The organism is Micromonospora sp. WMMD967 (assembly GCF_029626165.1).
Classification (GTDB): domain Bacteria; phylum Actinomycetota; class Actinomycetes; order Mycobacteriales; family Micromonosporaceae; genus Micromonospora; species Micromonospora taraxaci.
Window position 1 is genome coordinate 5,430,708 of the sequence record NZ_JARUBK010000001.1, and the last position, 16,181, is coordinate 5,446,888.

The window sequence follows — 16,181 nt, forward strand, 5'->3', positions numbered from 1 at the left end:
TGTGTGCGAGCAGGTCGATGTCACGAGAGGTCCTGATCCTGGCCGGCACCAGGCCGGAAGGGGTCAAGACCGCGCCTCTGATCCGCCGTCTCCTCGATGATCCGAGGTTCACGGTGCGGGTGGCGGATACCGGTCAACAGCCGGGACGCGTCGCTGAGGCACTCGCCCCGTTCGGTCTCCACCCGGAGCTGAGTCTGCGCCTGCAACGGCGTACCGGCTCGCTCGCGGAGTTGGCCGCGGCACTGATCACGGGGATCGACGATCTGCTCACACACCACCGTCCAGCGGCGGTCGTGGTGCAGGGGGACACCACGACCGCCCTGGCCGGCGGGACTGCCGCGTTCTGGCGGCGCGTTCCCGTCGTACACCTGGAGGCCGGGCTGCGGACCAACGACCTGGACCGGCCGTTCCCGGAGGAGGCCAACCGGGCCATGCTCGCGCGGATCGCGGCGCTGCACCTGGCGCCGACCCGGGCGGCCCGGGCGAACCTCGTCGGCGAGGGCATCTCCCCCGATGCCATCGTGGTGACGGGCAATACCGTCGTGGACGCTCTCCACGACCTCATCGCGCGGGGTGCCGCGACGCCACCGACGTGGGTCGACACGGGTCGCAGGCTGGTGGTGTCCACAGTGCATCGGCGGGAGAACTGGGGTCACGGAGTCGTCGCCACGGTGGAGGGGCTGCGCCACCTGGCCCGCCGCCGCCCGGATGTCGAGATCGTGCTGGTCGCCCATCCCAACCCGCAGGTACGCGAGGCGGTCACCACCGGCCTGGCGGGCGTCGCCAACGCCCGGGTCGTCCCACCGTTGCCCTATCCGCAGATGGTCGGGCTGCTGCGGGCCGCCGACCTGGTCGTCACCGACTCGGGTGGGCTTCAGGAGGAGGCCGCCACCCTCGGGGTCCCGTTGCTGGTCACCAGGGACACGACCGAACGGCCGGAGGCATTGACGGCAGGTGGGGGTGAACTCGTCGGCACCGATCCCGAGCGGATCGTGTCGGCCGGGATTCGGCACCTCGACGCGGCGCGCGTCACTGTGGCCGCCTCGCCGTTCGGCGACGGGCGGGCCAGTGAGCGGTCCGTGGTCGCCATGGCGGGGCTGCTGAACCTGCCGACCCACCGTCCCGTCCAACGCCGGCGGGTCGTCTCCACGACGAGCTGAGTTCGGACAATCAGGACAATCACCCAATTACCGGGACAAAGTTCTCTGACCCACTGATAATTGGCACATCGATCGGCGGCGTTTCCCCTGTCGATGCCATCAACCCAGTGACCAGAGGAGTCGTCAGGTGCAGGCGTGGTTCAACGGACAGCGTTCCCCGACGCTGCAGGGCAGATACTCAGCCCAGCACAACGCCTTCGGCATGCTTCGCCTGGCGATGGCCTGCGGCGTGATCGTCGCGCACGCAGGGCCACTGGGCTTCGCCGAGGGCAACGTCGGGGCGACGTCGTTCGGCCAGCAGAGCGACCTCGGCACCATGTGCCTCTACGGATTCTTCCTGATCTCCGGCTACCTCATCACCGACAGCGCCCTGCGCTCCACACTGCGCCAGTACGTCCGCGCCCGCGTCCTGCGGGTCTTCCCCGGCCTGTGGGCGTGCCTGCTGGTCACCGCGTTCGTCTTCGCCCCGCTGGCGGCGCTGTACGAAAACGGCAACCTGGACGGCTTCTGGGGGCACCCGGAAGGCCCGTTCGACTACGTCCTGACGAACATCGCGGCCTCGATGGAACAGTTCCCGATCTCCGGTCTGCTGGCCGACACTCCGTACGGGCAGGTCGTCGGCGGACCGAGCGCCTTCGACGGATCACTGTGGACGCTCCGGTACGACCTGGCGTTCTACGGGATCGTCGGCATCCTCGTGGTGACCTCGGTGCTGCACAGGGCACCGCGTGCGGTGCTGGTCCTGACCGGCATCTCGTACGCGCTGATCCTGGCGGACTTCCTCGCGGCGCCGACCTGGAGCTCGCGGCCGCCGCAGCACGGCGCGATCGGACCGTTCCCGCTGATCGGCGCGTTCGCCGCCGACTGGACGTTGATGCTCGGTTTCCTGTTCCTGCTCGGTGCCGCCGCACGGCTCTACGCGCACCGCGTCCCCATGAACAGGGAACTGGCCGTGCTGGCCTCGGTCGTGCTGGTCGGCTCGCTGTGGCTGGGCGGCTTCTTCGCTGTCGGCCTGCCGGCATTCGCCTACCTCGTGCTGTTCGCGGCGGTCGCGCTGCCGAAGCGCTGGTCCGCGATCAGCCGCACGAACGACTACACGTACGGCCTCTACATCTACGGCTTCCCGGTGCAGCAGATGATCGCCCTGTTCGGGGGCGCCCGGTTCGGGATGGTCGGCTACATCCTGTTGAGCCTGCTCGGCGCCCTGGTCTTCGCCATGCTCTCCTGGCACCTGGTGGAGCGCCCGGCCCTCGGCTTCAAGGCCGGCAGCGTGCGTGCCCGGCACCGGCTCGCCAAGCGTGCCACCACCGCGCGCGCCCTGCCGATCCCCGGCCCGGTGACGGTTCCGCACACCGGCTCGCGGACGGACCGGGGAGGCACCGGACGGCGCAGGGCGGGTGCTCGGCACAGCCGCTCGACGAAGATCGGCCCGACCACTGCAGCCCTGTCACAGGGTGCCCCCCGGACCCTGGAGGAGGCCATGCCGTTCCTGGCCACGCCGGAGCGAGCCACGGCGCAGACGCCGCCGGTCCCGACGAGAAAGCCGACATCGCACGCCCGGTCGGGACGCTCCCGGCACGCGCGACGCACCTCCACCACGCCTCGGTGAGACCGACGAGGCCGGAGCCGCGCCGGCTCCGGCCCCGTCGGTACGCCCGGGATCCCTACGGGGTCGGGTACTGCTTCAGGTAGACCGGTGCGCCGACCTTGGTCATGTCGGCCGCGTCGCCGACGCCGTTGACCACGTGATCGATCGTCCCGGCGCTGAGGTTCACAGTCATGATGTGGTGCAGCTTCACACCCGGTCGGTTCGGCACCTCGAAGCCGTTCTCGGTGTGGATCGACGGGTTGTTCTGGTTGAAGACGTACACCCCGCCGCCGTGCAGGGTGTGGTGACGCACCCGGTCACCCACCTTGTACCCGGCCCAGCCCTCGACCGGGCCGTTCATCCAGTCGGCCTGCGTCGGCGGGTCGTACGGCAGCTCGTTCTGGTAGAGGATCGTGGTGCCGTGCTCGCCGTTCCAGACCGTGTTGTAGCGCTGGAAGTGCTCGACGAAGAGGCCGGTCGCGGTCACGTGGTCGCCGTTGATGACGGCGCCGTAGCGACCGGTGTTGGTCCGCCAGCGGTCGGTGTCACCGTTGACGCCCTCGGTGAAGCCCTCGACGCCGTGGTCACCACGCCAGACCCAGGTGTGGTCGATGAGCACGTTGTCGCTGTTGACCTCCAGCGCCGTGTCCGTCAGGCCGATGTGCGGGCCACCGACGCGGAAGTACACGTCGGACAGGGTGGTCGGGTTGTGCCGGCTGCTGTCGTTGTGGCCGTGCTCTCGACCGACGCGCAGCAGGACGGGCGACTCGACGGTGCCGGCGTCGATGGTGACACCGGCGACGATCACGCCGGGAACGCCGGCGACGTCCAGCGGGACGGCGCCGTTGACCGCGGTGAGGGTGGCGTGCCCGATGCCGAGCACGACGGTGTTGGCACGCTTGATCTCGATGCTGCGCGCGACGTCGTACACCCCGGGGGTGAGCAGCAGGTGCTTGCCACGGGCGAGTTGGGCGTTGATGACGCGTACCGGGTCGGAGGGCTTGGCGACGAAGAAGTCGCCGATCGGGATGGTCCGGCCCGGCGTGATGCCGTCCGCCCAGGAGACGCCGCGGCTGTCCCGCTGCGCGGCGGGCACCCGCACCTGGTAGCGGCCCTTGCCGTCGACGAAGAGGTACGGCTTCTCCCGGCTGAGCGAAGTGGTCTCCAGTGTGGTGTACGGCGGGTCGGGGAACGTGGCGTCGTCCGGTGCGCCCTCGACACCCGCGAAGACCTGGTTCCACACCGCGTTGGACCAGCCGCCGACCTCGCTGTTGCGGGTCAGCCACTGCTGCTGGGAGCCGTTGGTGGTGGCGGGCAGCCGGGAGTCGGCGATGAACCCACCGCTGGCGTACTGCGGGCCGGCGGTGCAGTAGTCCATCAGCGACAGACCGCCGCCGCCGATGTTCAGGCGGCGCATCGACACCGCCTGCGACACCGCCCAGAAGTTCGCCGACGAGCGGCAGTCGTCCTGGCCGGCGGCGTTGATGGTGAGCGACAGGTTGGACAGGGTGCGCCAGAAGTTCACCAGGGCCAGGCAGTTGCCGGTGCCGCCGTCGGCGAGGCAGCGGTTGTAGACCTCCAGCTTGCCGTTGACGGTGACGTCGGTGGGCGAGGCGCCCAGGCCGGACACCTCGGTGTAGTAGCCGACCTTGGCCTGCAACGGCTGCTCGGCGGTGCCGTACGTGCCCGGCTTGAACAGGTAGGCGTGCCGCTCGGTGCCCATCTCGTTGTCGACCTGTCGGGCGTGTGCCGCGTCGAGGGTCTGCTGGATCGCACCGACCGGCATGGACGGGTCGAAGATCGTCACGTTGGGGCCGAAGTCGGGTGCGCCGTACGTGGAGCGGCCGGCGCTTGCCGCCGTGCCGCTCACGGTGACGGTCGCGGCCACCACCAGAGCGAGGATGAGGGTACGACGGGACGGGGTTGACATGCGGTTCGTCCTCTCCGCTGGCCGGAGAGGACTCCGACGCAGTCTAGGGCGGTGAGAGCGCTCTCTCGCCCCTGTTTCTACCTGGCGAACCGGCCCCACGCCATTGCCGGGATCGGCGAACTTCGGTCCGGGGGTGAGAATGGAGCGCAGAACGGGGAGGCACCCATGCGAATCGACGCACTGCCGCACGTGGACGAACACGTCACCCTCATCGAAGCCGAACCCGAGAAAGCCTGGCCGCACCTCGTGCGCGTCGTCGAGACCACGTTCGGCGGCCCCGGCACGGGCGCGTACGCCCGCCTGGTCGGCACCGCGGACCCCGTCGCGTCCGGGCCCCGGCCGCTCGTCGAAGGCTCGACGATCCCCGGGTTCCGGGTGGCCACCGCGATCCCCGGACGGGAACTGACGCTGCGGGGCAGCCACCGGTTCTCGACGTACGCGCTGATCTTCCGGCTCGAACGGGCCGGGCCGGGCCGAACGCAGCTCCGGGCGGAGACCCGGGCCGTCTTCCCCGGCCTGGCCGGCGGCCTCTACCGACAGCTGCTCCTCAGGTCGGGCGGTCACGTGCTCGGCGTACGGCGGATGCTCACGGCGGTCCGCCGTGGCGCCGAACGACAGCCCTGACGGTCCCCGCCGCCGCGCTCGCCGTCCGCTGCCGGCCGCCGTAGCGGCGATAGGATGACCGCCGTGCAGTTCGGGGTGCTCGGGCCGCTCGCCGTGACCACGGACGCCGGCGAGCCGGTGGTCGTGCCCGGCACGAAGGTCCGCGTGTTGCTGGCCGACCTGCTGACCAACCGCAACCAGGTGGTCTCCGCGGACCGCCTCATCGACGACCTGTGGGGCGAGGACTCCCCCGCCAATCCCGCCGGGGCCCTCCAGGTGCGGGTGTCGCAGCTACGCAAGGCGCTCAACGACGCCGAGCCGGGCGCCCGGGACCTGGTGGAGTCCCGCCCGCCCGGTTACCTGCTGCGGGCCGACGCCGTCGATGCGGACCGGTTCGGCGAGCTGGCGCTCAGCACCGACGTCGACCGGCTGCGCGAGGCCCTGGCGTTGTGGCGCGGCGAGGCGTACGCCGACGTGGCCGACGCCGAGTTCGTCCGCGCCGAGGCGACCCGCCTGACCGAGCAGCGCCTCGCCGTGCACGAGCGGTTGGCCGAGGCGCGGGTCGCCCGGGGAGAGCACGACCTGGCCGCCGCCGACCTGGCCGAACTGGTCGCCCGGCACCCGCTGCGAGAAGGGCTGCGGGCCGTGCAGTTGCGCGCGCTGTACGCGGCGGGTCGCCAGTCCGAGGCGCTGGACAGCTACGCGGATCTGCGCGACCGGCTCGCCGACGAATTGGGCCTCGACCCCGGGCCGGAGTTGGTCGCGCTGCACCGCCGGATCCTCGAACAGGACGCCAGCCTGACCCCGCCGCCGAGGAGCGCGAGCATGCGCGACAACGGCCTGCCGGCACCGCTCGACGAGTTGGTCGGGCGGGGCGAGGCGGTGGCCGAGTTGGGCGCGCTGCTGCCGCGGCAGCGGCTGGTCACGCTGGTCGGGCCGGGTGGCGTCGGAAAGACCCGGCTGGCCGTCGAGACCGCCCGCGCACAGTCCGTTCCGGGCGGCGTCCAGCTGGTCGAACTGGCCCCGCTACCGGCCGGAGACACGCTCGTCGCCGAGTCGGTGCTCGCCGCTCTGGGCACCTACGAGACCGCCGGCACGAGCCTGTCCCCCACCGACCGGCTGGTGGCGGCCCTGCGACACCGTCAGCTCCTGCTGGTGCTGGACAACTGCGAACACGTCATCGAGCCGGTGGCCACGCTGGTCGCCCGGCTGCTGCGCGACGTACCCGGGCTGCGGGTGCTGGCCACCAGTAGGGAGCCACTCGGGCTGACCGGTGAGCTGCTCTGGGAGGTACCCCCGCTGTCGGTGCCGGACGACGGCGACCTGGACGCGGTCCGGCGCTCGGCGGCGGCCCGGTTGTTCGCCGTCCGCGCCGCCGCCCAGCAGCGCGGTTTCCGCCTCGACGGGCACACCGCCGCGGCGATCGCCCAGCTCTGCCGTCGCCTCGACGGCCTGCCGCTGGCACTGGAGCTGGCCGCGACCCGGGTCCGGGCGCTGGGCGTACGCGGGGTGGTCGACCGGCTCGACGACCGTTTCCGGCTGCTCACCACCCAGCAGCGCGACGTGCCGCCCCGCCAGCGGACCCTCACCGCGGTCATCGGCTGGAGCTGGGACCTCCTCGACGAGACCGACCGGGCGGTGCTGGCCCGGCTGGCGGTGTTCCGGGACGGCTGCAGCCCGGAAGCCGCCGAACACGTCTGCGGCACCGACCTGGACACCCTCGCCCGGCTGGTGGACCGATCGCTGGTGGTGCTCGACGACTCCGGCCACGAGCCCCGCTACCGGCTACTCGAATCGGTGGCCGCCTTCTGCCTGGACCGCCTGACCGACGCCGACGAGGTCCGCGCACGGCACGCGGCCTACTACACCGACCTGGCCGAGCGTGCCGACCCCGGGCTGCGCGGGGCCGACCAGCAGCGGTGGCTGGCGCTGCTGGACGCCGAGATGGCGAACCTGCGATCAGCGCTCGATCACGGTGGTGGGCTGCGCCTGGCGGTCGCGCTGAGCTGGTACTGGCACCTACGCGGCCGGCTCACCGAGGCACGGCGGGCCCTGGCCGTGACCGGCGACCCGGAGCAGGAATCGACAGCGGCTCCCTGGCGGGTCGGTTTCGCCCTGTCGCTGGGCGAGGCGGTCGCGCCGGACGACGTACGCGCGGCGGTGGCCGTCGACCCGGACGGCCACGCCGCCTGGTTCGCGGCCAACGCGGTGATCGAGCACGGTGACCTGGCCCTGGCATCGGAGCTGCTGCCCACCGCCACCGTCGACAGGTGGACCGAGGCCGCGGTGCTCACCTCCCTGGCCCACATCGCGCACGCAGGCGGTGACCAGGCCACCCTGGAACGCACCGCGACGCGCGCTGGCGCACTGTTCGCCGAGATCGGCGACCGGTGGGGCCGGCTCCGGGCGACCGAGTGGGTAGGTGGGTTGGCCGACATGCGCGGCGAGCACGAGCGCGCCGCCGCGCTGCACCGGGAGGCGCTGCGCTGGGCCGAGGAGTTGGCGCTCTGGCCGCAGGTCTGCGCCGAGCTGTCCTGGCTGGCCTGGCTCGCCGTGCAGACCCGCGACTACACCCAGGGCCGGGAGCTGGCCGAACGAGCGTACGGGCTGGCGGTGGAGCAGGGCTCGCCCGGTGCGCTGATCTTCGCCGAGATGTGTCTCGGGCTGGCCGCCCGCCGCGACGGGAAGCTCGACCTGGCCGTCACCCACCTCAGCCACCTCGTCGAGCTGGGCCGGGGCGAGAGCCAGCCGGCGCTGTACCTGCCGATGGTTCTGGTCGAGCTGGGCTACGCACTCGAGCAGGGCGGAGACCCGGACGGCGCGCTGGCCCTGCACATCGAGGCGTACGAGGCCGCCGACGCGATGGCCACGATGCGCGACGCGGTCGGCCCCCTGGAGGGGATGGCGGCGGCGGTGCGCTCCCCCGAGGTCGCCGCCCGGCTGCTGGGCGCCGCTGCCGCCGCCCGGCTCGCCACGCAGTCCCCCGCCGCGCCGGCCGAACGCGACGACGTCGACCGGGTGACCGATCGGCTGCGGACCGAACTCGGGCCGGAGCGGTTCGACGCGCTGCTCGCCGAGGGCGCGAAGCTGAGCCCGGGCGAGGCCCGAGCCCAGCTCTGATCGCCGCTCAACCGCTCAGCTCGCCGACTTCGGCCGGTACGAGGCGATGATCACACCGCTCTTGTGCACCCGGGTGTCGATCAGCTCGAACGTCGCCTTCACGTCGGTGAGCGGGTTGCTCAGGTTGGCGCCGCCCTCCAGCACCGGGTGGATCCAGAACCGGACCTCGTCCAACAGACCCGCCTTGACCAGCTGAGCGGTGACCGAGCCGTAGCCGTACTGGACGATGTCCTTGCCGTCCTGGGCCTTGAGCTTCGCGACCGCCTCGATCAGGTCCCCCTGGAGCACCTCCGTGTTGTTCCAGGTGGGGTTGGTGAGGGTGGTCGAGGCGACGTACTTCTTGACGTTGTTGAAGAACGCGGCACCGGTGCTCGGGTCGCTCTCGTCCATCGCCGGCCAGGCCTGGGAAAAGCCGTCGTAGGTGGCCCGGCCCATCAGCAGCGCGTCGGCGCCCTCGGTCTGCGAGCCGGCGAAGGCCGCGGCCTCCTCGTCGAAGTACGGGGCGGTCCACATCGGGTTCTCGATGACGCCGTCGAGGGTGACGTAGGTCGAGTTGATGAGCTTGCGCATCGGTTTCTCCTGGGTGTGTGTCAGGTGCTTCGGTGACACCCAGAACTCTGCCGGCTGCCGCTTACGATTCGCTTCAGGTGCTCCTGCCCGGCGCCGAAAGCGGGTCGGTCAGCGGGATGGGCAGTGCCTGCGCGGCCACCGCACCCCCTCCGGCCGAGTGCGCCGGGGCGGGGCGGTCGCCGGTGCGGCTGTGCAACCGGCCCTGCCCGGCCGGCCCGGCACGCCTGGTCACCTCGACGGTCACCATCCGCACCGGTGGTGGCGGCGCGGTGAAGCGCCCGACACCCCAGCGCACCCAGATCGGAATGCGGCCGGCGTCCGCCTCCGCGCCCAGCTTCTGCACCGTACGGGCCCGGTCGGTGTGGTCGACCTCGACGACGACCGGTGGGCCGTCCGGGCGGGCGCACGCCACGTCGAGGACCGAGTGTCGTTGCTGAAGTGGCGGCGGCAACGGCAGCACGCTGGGCGCGCGCCGGTAGACCCGCCAACCCTGTGCCTCGGCCCACCGCACCACGGCGTCGATCACCTGTGCGGTGACCTCGTCGGTGCTCAGGTCGACGAAGGTCAGGTCGGTCAGCCAGCGGCCCAGGTCGGCGGCCAACCGCTCGCCCTGCGCCGTCACGTCCACCGGCGCAGGATAGCGCCTCAGCCGACGGTGGCCGTGGTCGCGGCGAGGTGCCGGGTGAGCCAGGCGGTGGTGGCCGTACGCGCCGCCTCGGCGTTGTCGCGGGCCAGGAAGTCGTGCCCCTCACCGGTCAGGACGAGGTGGGCGTACGGGGCGTCGCGGGCCGCCAGGGCCTGCGCGACCTGCGCCGACTCGCCCGCCGGCACGTTCGTGTCGTTGGCGCCGTGGATGAGCAGAACCGGCACGTCGAGCCGGTCGAGGTGGGTCATCGGCGACAGGTCCCGCAGCAGGTCGGCGTCGCGTACCGGGTGGCCGTACTTGCTGACGGCGGCGGCGGCGATCCACGGCTCGGTGCCGGCGAAGAAGGTGTGGAAGTCGGAGATCCCGCACTCGGCCACCCCGGCGGCGAACAGTCCGGGGAAGTTCACCAGCACCGCGAGCACCAGGTAACCGCCGTAGGAGCGGCCGAGGCAGCCGACCTGCCCGGGGCGTGCCACGCCGCTGTCGATCAGGTGGTCGGCGCACGCCGCGACGTCGGCGATGGCCCCGTACCGGCCGGCCAGGTTGTCGGCGGTCACGAAGGACCGACCGAAGCCCGAGGAGCCCCGCACGTTCGGCGCGAACACCGCGACGCCCTGCGCCACGAGAGCCTGGAACAGCGGGTTGTAGCGGGGACGCTCCTGCGCCTCCGGGCCACCGTGCAGGCTGATGGCGGTGGGCCAGGGCCCCGGCCCGGCCGGGCGGTAGAGCCAACCGGAGAGCGGCAGACCGTCGCGGGCACGCAGGTCGACCAGTTGCGGGGCGACCCCGCCGCCGCTCGTACGCGCGACGCCGCTGTCCGGCCGCAGCGGACGCGGCGCCCCGGTCGCCGGATCGACCAGCCAGACCTCCCGGGGTTGCACCGGCCCCTGCGCGGTGAGGCAGAGCAGGTCACCACCGGCGGCGAAGACGGCATCGTCGAGCACCTCACCGGGGGCGGCGACGGCCCGCTGCACTCCGCTGGCGAGGTCGAGCAGGCTGACCTCGCTGCGGCCCCCGTAGGTGTTCCAGAGCAGGGCGACCCGACGTCCGTCGGCGCTCGGCGCGGCCTGCTCCAGCTCGGCGTCGGGCCGCCAGGCGAGCCGGGTCGGCGTCACGTCCGGGCGAGCCGGGTCGATCCGCACCAGCGCGGCGAGCTCCGAGTACGCGTCGGTGCGGGCCAGCACGCTCGTCCCGCCGGGGCCGAACCAGCCCTGGTCGGTGCTGCCCCGCCCGGTGTCCGGCGACAACCGCCGCCGCTCCCCGGTCGCCACGTCGAGCAGTTCCAGCCAGCGGGCGTTGCGGGGGCCACGGCGCAGCAGGGCGCTGCGGGCGTCCGGGCTGACGTCCAGCAATGTGAGCAGGTCACCGTCGGCGAGCAGCCGTCGGTGGCCGGTGTCCGCGTCGACCAGGAGGGCGGCACCACGCTCGGCGGTCTCGGTGACCATCAGGACCGCGCCGGCCGCCAGCCAACCGGCCGGCGTCGCGCTGTGGCGTTCGAAGCCGGCGACCTGGTGACGTGCGCTGCCGTCCGGTCGGAGCAACCACACCTCGGTGCGGGGGGCGCCGCCGGGAGCGACGACGCAGGCCAGCCACCGCCCGTCCGGGGACCAGCTCACCGCCAGCACCGGATCGTCACCGGTGGGCAGCGCGACGGCGTCGTCCGCGCCGACCTGGCGAATCCAGATGCCGGGCGTCCCGGCCCGGTCCGAGAGGTACGCCACCCGGGTGCCGTCCGGGGACGGCGCGGGCGCGAAATCCTCGACGACGGGCAGCGGCGCCGGCGGACGACCGGCGAGGCGAGTCCGACGGGTGGTCCGCGGCGCCTCGATCCGTACGCTCATCTAAACCCCGATCCGCTGCAACCAGAGCTCCAGCAGCCCGAGCTGCCAGAGCGCGTTGGAGCCCAGCGTGGTCCGCCGGGCGTTCGGCGCGTCCAGCAACTCCTCCAGGTAATCCTTGCGGAACAGACCCCGTTCGCGGGCCGACTGGGCGGTCAACGCGTCGCGGACGTCGTCGAGCAGCGGCCCGGAGAGGTGCCGGATGGCGGGCACCGGGAAGTAGCCCTTCGGCCTGTCGATCACCTCGTCGGGCACGATGCCCCGACTCGCCGCCTTCAGCACGCCCTTGCCACCGTGCGCCAACTTCAACGCGGGTGGGCAGGCGGCGGCCAGCTCGACGACCTCGTGGTCGAGGAACGGCACCCGGGCCTCCAACCCCCACGCCATGGTCATGTTGTCGACACGTTTGACCGGGTCGTCGACGAGCATCACCAGGCTGTCCTGACGCAGCGCCGCGTCCAGGGCGGTGTCCGCGCCGGGTGCGCCGAAGTGCGCGGCCACGAACTCCAGGCTGGCGTCGTGGTCGAGCATCCACTCCGGTGCCAGGTGCCCGGCGAGCGCGTCGTGCCGACGGTCGAAGAACACCCGGGCGTACGCCTCGACGGCGTCCGCGCGGGCGACGTTGGCCATCGGCGGGTACCAGTCGTAGCCGGCGAAGATCTCGTCGGCGCCCTGCCCGGACTGGACCACGGTGATCCGCTGGGAGACCTCCTCGGAGAGCAGGTGGAAGGCGACGCAGTCGTGGCTGACCATGGGCTCGCTCATCGCCGCGACGGCCTCGTGCACGGCGGGCACGAACCGGGCCGCGCCGACGCGGATCTGCTGGTGGTCGGTGTCGAACTCCCGGGCCACCAGGTCGGAGTAGTGGAACTCGTCTCCGGTTTCCCCGGCTGCCGCCTCGAAGCCGATGCTGAACGTCGCCAGTCCGGTCTGGCCCTGCTCGGCGAGCAGGGCGACGATCAGGCTGGAGTCGAGGCCGCCGGAGAGCAGCACACCGACCGGCACGTCGGAGACCATGCGGCGGCGTACGGCGGTGCGTAACGCCGTCATGATCCGTTCCTGCCACTCCCCGGCGGACATCGGCGCGGCGGCGGCGCGGGTGAACTCCGGCCGCCAGTACACCGTGTCGGTGCTCCGCCCGTCCGCGCTGATCACCCGGATGGTCGCGGGTGGCAGTTTGCGGATGCCGGCGAGGATGGTGCGCGGCGGTGGCACCACCGAGTGGAACGTCATGTAGTGGTGCAGCGCCACCGGATCGAGGTCGGTGTCGACGTCACCGGCGGCGAGCAGCGCCGGCAGCGTCGACGCGAAGCGGATCCGGTCGGGCCCCTCGGCGAGGTAGAGCGGTTTGATGCCGAGCCGGTCGCGACCCAGCACCAGGGTGCGCGTGGCCAGTTCGACGAGCGCGAACGCGAACATGCCGTAGAACCGCTCGACGCAGGCCGTCCCCCATCGGTGGTACGCCTTGAGGATCACCTCGGTGTCCGAGGTGGACCGGAAGGAGTAACCGGCCGCGGTCAGCTCGTCGCGCAGCTCCCGGTAGTTGTAGATGCATCCGTTGAAGACCAGGGCCAGCCCGAGTTCACTGTCGACCATGGGTTGGGCACCCGCGTCGGACAGGTCGATGATGCGCAGTCGCCGGTGCACCAGCGCCGCCGGGCCGTGCTGCCACCGGCCCTCACCGTCCGGGCCTCGGGAGGCCAGGGCGGGCAGCATCCGCTCGACGGCCGCCATGTCGGGTGGCGCCCCGTCGAGGCGAAACTCACCTCCGATACCACACATGGCATCCACCTCTCATCGGCGCGGGCCGCTGACCGGTCCAGGCTTGGCGGACCGGGTTGCGCCCCGATGACGCGGGGGTCAAGCGTGGGTTACGCCGACGGCTCGTCGGCTCCACCGAGCAGCCACGTGTCCTTCGACCCGCCGCCCCGGGACGAGTTGACGATCATGCTGCCGGCCGGCGCGACGCGGGTCAGGGCCACCGGCGCCACCTCGGCGGTCTCCCCCATGAACACGAAGGCCCGCAGGTCGACGTGGCGGGGTGCGAGTGCCGTCCCGTCGAAGACCGGATGGGTGGTGAGCGCGATCATCTCCTGGGCGATCCACCGGTGCGGGGCGGCGAGGATCTGCTCGCGGACGGCGTCCAACTCCTCCGCCTCCGCCCGTGGACCGATCACCACCCGGTCGCCGCCGTACCCGTCGACCGGTTTGAGCACCAGCTGATCGAGCCGGCCCAGTACGTCGGCGCGCTGCTCGGGGAGGCCGCACAGGTACGTCGGCACGTCCGCGAGCAGCGCCTTCTCCCCGAGGTAGTACTCGATCAGCCGGGGCACGTACGCGTACAACGCCTTGTCGTCACCGACGCCGTTGCCCAGCGCGTTGGCCAACGTCAGCCGGCCGGCGTGCACCGCCGCGAGCAGCGGCCAGCCCAGCGGCACGCCGTCGGCCCCCGGCGCGTGCAGCAACGCCTCCTCGTCCATCCGCAGGTAGATCACGTCCACCTGGCTGCGGCGACCCTCCCGGATGAGCTGGACACGGCCCTCCTCCACGAGTAGGTCGCCGCTCCCGGCCAGCGGCACGCCCATCTCGTCGGCGAGCAGCCGGTGCTCGAACCAGGCGGGGTCACCCGGACCGCTGCTGAGCACCACCACGGCGGGGTCGTCGGCGGCGGCAGGCCCGGCGGCCACCAGCGCCCGGTGCAGCATCGCCGGCGTCTCGTCGGCGGGCAGCAGATCGTCGGGGACCGGCAGTTCGGGCAGCACCGCCCGGGTCAGTCGACGGTTCTGCACGGCGTAGCCGATGCCCGAGGGCACCCGCAGGTTGTCCTCCAGCACGTACCAGCCGCCGTCGGGGTCACGGACGAGATCGGTGCCGGACACCTGGGCGCGGGTGCCCCGCCGACCCATGAGTGCTCCGGTCGGGCGCAGTCCGGGTGAGGATTCCACCACCCACGCCGGGACCACGCCGTCGGCCACCACGGCCCGGTCTCCGTAGACGTCGCACAGGAAGGCGTCGAGCGCGCGGGCGCGCTGCACCAGGCCGGTGCGCAGGGTCCGCCAGTCGGCGGCGGGAACCACCCGGGGCACCAGGTCGACCGGGAAGAGTCGGGTGCTCGCCTCGCCGGCCACGCTGAAGGTCACGCCACGGGCGCGCTGCTCCTCGTCCCGGTCGTGCTCGCGGTGACGCAGCCCGTCGGCGCCGAGGCCCCGGAGGGCGGCCAGCAACGGCCGGTACGCGGGCTCCGGTCCCGCCGGGCCGAAGACCTCGTCGTCGGTGTGGGCGTACGTGGGCAGGGCCGGTGCGGTCGGCGCTCCGGGCAGTGGCCCCCGTACCCGCCCCCGGGTCTCGTCGAGCAGCAGGTCGACAACGTCCGCCAACCGGCCGCGGCGCTCGTACGCCCGCCGCTGCCGCGCCGCCGAGCTGCCGCGTTCCAGCGCGTACCGGGTCAACTCACTGACCTGGTCCCAGTCCCCGGTCGCCGTCAACTGCGGGCGCAGGTCGGTCACCAGTCGGCGGACCGCCTCGGCCGCCGGCACCGGTCGGGCCGACCGGGGCAGGTCGAGCAGGTCGCCTTCGAGGCCGGACCGGGCGGCCCGCCACACGGCGGCGCGCAGCACCGGTGGCCGCACCGCGGTGCGGTCCACCCCGGCGCGGAGCGCGGCGACCTCCCGCCGTACCAGCGCCCGGAACAGGCCGGTGAGCAGGACGATGGTCTCCACGTCGGCGTTGGCGTCGGTGATCCGCAGCTCCACTGTGGGCACGTGCGCGGAGGGCCGGACATCGAAGTAGATCATGGCGGGATCGGTGATGGTCTCGGAGGAGATCAGCTCGGCGACCAGAGCCTCGTGGTCCGCGGCGCTGCTCACCTCGCCCGGGTCACCGGCGGTGGGCCAGCGCTGCCAGACCAGCGACCGGACGCTGGCGTACCCGCTGTCCTGACCCATCCAGTACGGCGAGCTGGTGGAGAGGGCGAGGAGCACCGGCAGCCACGGTTGGACGCGGCGGGTGACCGCGACGGCCAGGTCCCGGTCGGACACCCCGACGTGCACCTGCGCACCGCAGATCAGCTGCTCCCGGGCGAGCATCTGGTATTCGTCGAGCATCCGCCGGTAACGGGAGGTGGGGGTGACGCTCGGGTCGCCGTCGGCGCGCAGCGGCACCGTGCCGGCAGCCACGATGCCCAGGTCGAGCCGGTCGGCGACCTGCACCGCCGCCTGGCGCAGCCGGGTCAGCTCGGCGCGGATCTCGTCCAGGGTGCGGCAGACCGCGGTGTTGGTCTCCACCACGCTCTGGTGCAGCTCGGCGGTGAACGACGTGGCCGGAAGCCGATCGAGCAGCTCGCCGGCCCGGGGCACCAGCTCCCGGGTGTGCAGGTCGACGACGTGGAACTCCTCCTCCACCCCGATGGTGGCCAGGTCCGCCGGGTCACTGTCGTCCAGCGGTGGGACCGGTCTGGGGCGGGGCGTGGGCAGGGCCCGGCCGTTGCCGGATCGGCCCAGCGGCTCGTCGAACGTGGGCGCGTTCGTGGTGTTGTCGGCCATGGTCACCCCGGTTCACATGTCGGTGGTCGTGGCTGTCCGACGAGCGTTCCCAGGGTTGGTACCGGGTGCGTTTCCGGCGCGTTAAGGTGACGCGCCGTTCTGCCCAGCCGGGCATCGGACGGGCACCGAACGGCCGAGGCACCGCTGATCGACACGGCGTCGCCGATGTCGGGGTATCCCGTTAG

10 protein-coding genes are annotated in these 16,181 nt (G+C 72.5%); 4 read left to right on the forward strand and 6 right to left on the reverse strand.

All coding sequences use genetic code 11. From position 1 onward, the window contains the following. Window positions 1-17: 17 nt before the first annotated feature. Entirely contained in the window at window positions 18-1,160 is a 1,143-nt protein-coding gene (gene wecB, locus O7631_RS24620) for a UDP-N-acetylglucosamine 2-epimerase (non-hydrolyzing) (protein ID WP_278146415.1), read from the forward strand. 127 nt (window positions 1,161-1,287) lie between these two features. Beyond that, window positions 1,288-2,769 carry an acyltransferase gene (locus tag O7631_RS24625; RefSeq protein ID WP_278146416.1) on the forward strand — a complete coding sequence of 494 codons (1,482 nt, stop codon included), beginning with the start codon at window positions 1,288-1,290 and terminating at the stop codon, window positions 2,767-2,769. Between the two features lie 55 nt (window positions 2,770-2,824). Here the strand turns inward: O7631_RS24625 and O7631_RS24630 are convergent, their stop codons facing one another. Beyond that, window positions 2,825-4,678, reverse strand: a complete 1,854-nt coding sequence (locus tag O7631_RS24630) for an adenylyl cyclase (protein ID WP_278146417.1) — start codon at window positions 4,676-4,678, stop codon at window positions 2,825-2,827. Window positions 4,679-4,843: 165 nt separating this feature from the next. On the opposite strand from O7631_RS24630, the gene O7631_RS24635 reads away from it, so the two are divergent. Together O7631_RS24635 and O7631_RS24640 are read left to right on the forward strand one after the other, a co-directional pair. After that, window positions 4,844-5,302 (forward strand): hypothetical protein, encoded by a 459-nt coding sequence (locus O7631_RS24635; protein WP_278146418.1) that lies wholly within the window; start codon window positions 4,844-4,846, stop codon window positions 5,300-5,302. A gap of 54 nt (window positions 5,303-5,356) precedes the next feature. Next, entirely contained in the window at window positions 5,357-8,401 is a 3,045-nt protein-coding gene (locus tag O7631_RS24640; protein WP_278146419.1) for a BTAD domain-containing putative transcriptional regulator, read from the forward strand. A 15-nt stretch (window positions 8,402-8,416) separates the two neighbouring features. Here O7631_RS24640 and O7631_RS24645 read toward each other — a convergent pair whose 3' ends face one another. The 5 genes from O7631_RS24645 to O7631_RS24665 all read right to left on the reverse strand — a co-directional run bounded on the left by O7631_RS24645 (window position 8,417) and on the right by O7631_RS24665 (window position 15,996). Next, a complete protein-coding gene (locus O7631_RS24645; RefSeq protein WP_278146420.1) occupies window positions 8,417-8,971 on the reverse strand; it encodes a dihydrofolate reductase family protein in 555 nt (184 codons plus the stop codon). 73 nt (window positions 8,972-9,044) lie between these two features. Then, window positions 9,045-9,599: a hypothetical protein gene (locus O7631_RS24650; protein WP_278146421.1), complete on the reverse strand. Its 555-nt coding sequence runs from the start codon at window positions 9,597-9,599 to the stop codon at window positions 9,045-9,047. Between the two features lie 17 nt (window positions 9,600-9,616). Further along, the gene (locus tag O7631_RS24655) at window positions 9,617-11,458 is read right to left on the reverse strand and encodes a prolyl oligopeptidase family serine peptidase (protein ID WP_278146422.1); all 1,842 of its coding nucleotides are present in this window, start codon (window positions 11,456-11,458) and stop codon (window positions 9,617-9,619) included. After that, window positions 11,459-13,237: an N-acetylglutaminylglutamine amidotransferase gene (locus O7631_RS24660; RefSeq protein ID WP_278146423.1), complete on the reverse strand. Its 1,779-nt coding sequence runs from the start codon at window positions 13,235-13,237 to the stop codon at window positions 11,459-11,461. Window positions 13,238-13,326: 89 nt separating this feature from the next. Further along, window positions 13,327-15,996, reverse strand: coding sequence for a carboxylate--amine ligase/circularly permuted type 2 ATP-grasp protein (locus tag O7631_RS24665; RefSeq protein WP_278146424.1), 2,670 nt, complete (start codon window positions 15,994-15,996; stop codon window positions 13,327-13,329). Window positions 15,997-16,181 lie beyond the last annotated feature (185 nt).

What these genes read in the sequence shown, in the direction of transcription:
- O7631_RS24635 (WP_278146418.1), top strand. Translation starts at nt 4,844, where the DNA reads ATGCGAATCGACGCACTGCCGCACGTGGACGAACACGTCACCCTCATC.
- O7631_RS24640 (WP_278146419.1), top strand. Translation starts at nt 5,357, where the DNA reads ATGACCGCCGTGCAGTTCGGGGTGCTCGGGCCGCTCGCCGTGACCACG.
- O7631_RS24645 (WP_278146420.1), bottom strand. Translation starts at nt 8,971, where the DNA reads ATGCGCAAGCTCATCAACTCGACCTACGTCACCCTCGACGGCGTCATC.
- O7631_RS24665 (WP_278146424.1), bottom strand. Translation starts at nt 15,996, where the DNA reads ATGGCCGACAACACCACGAACGCGCCCACGTTCGACGAGCCGCTGGGC.
- O7631_RS24630 (WP_278146417.1), bottom strand. Translation starts at nt 4,678, where the DNA reads ATGTCAACCCCGTCCCGTCGTACCCTCATCCTCGCTCTGGTGGTGGCC.
- wecB (WP_278146415.1), top strand. Translation starts at nt 18, where the DNA reads ATGTCACGAGAGGTCCTGATCCTGGCCGGCACCAGGCCGGAAGGGGTC.
- O7631_RS24655 (WP_278146422.1), bottom strand. Translation starts at nt 11,458, where the DNA reads ATGAGCGTACGGATCGAGGCGCCGCGGACCACCCGTCGGACTCGCCTC.
- O7631_RS24660 (WP_278146423.1), bottom strand. Translation starts at nt 13,237, where the DNA reads ATGTGTGGTATCGGAGGTGAGTTTCGCCTCGACGGGGCGCCACCCGAC.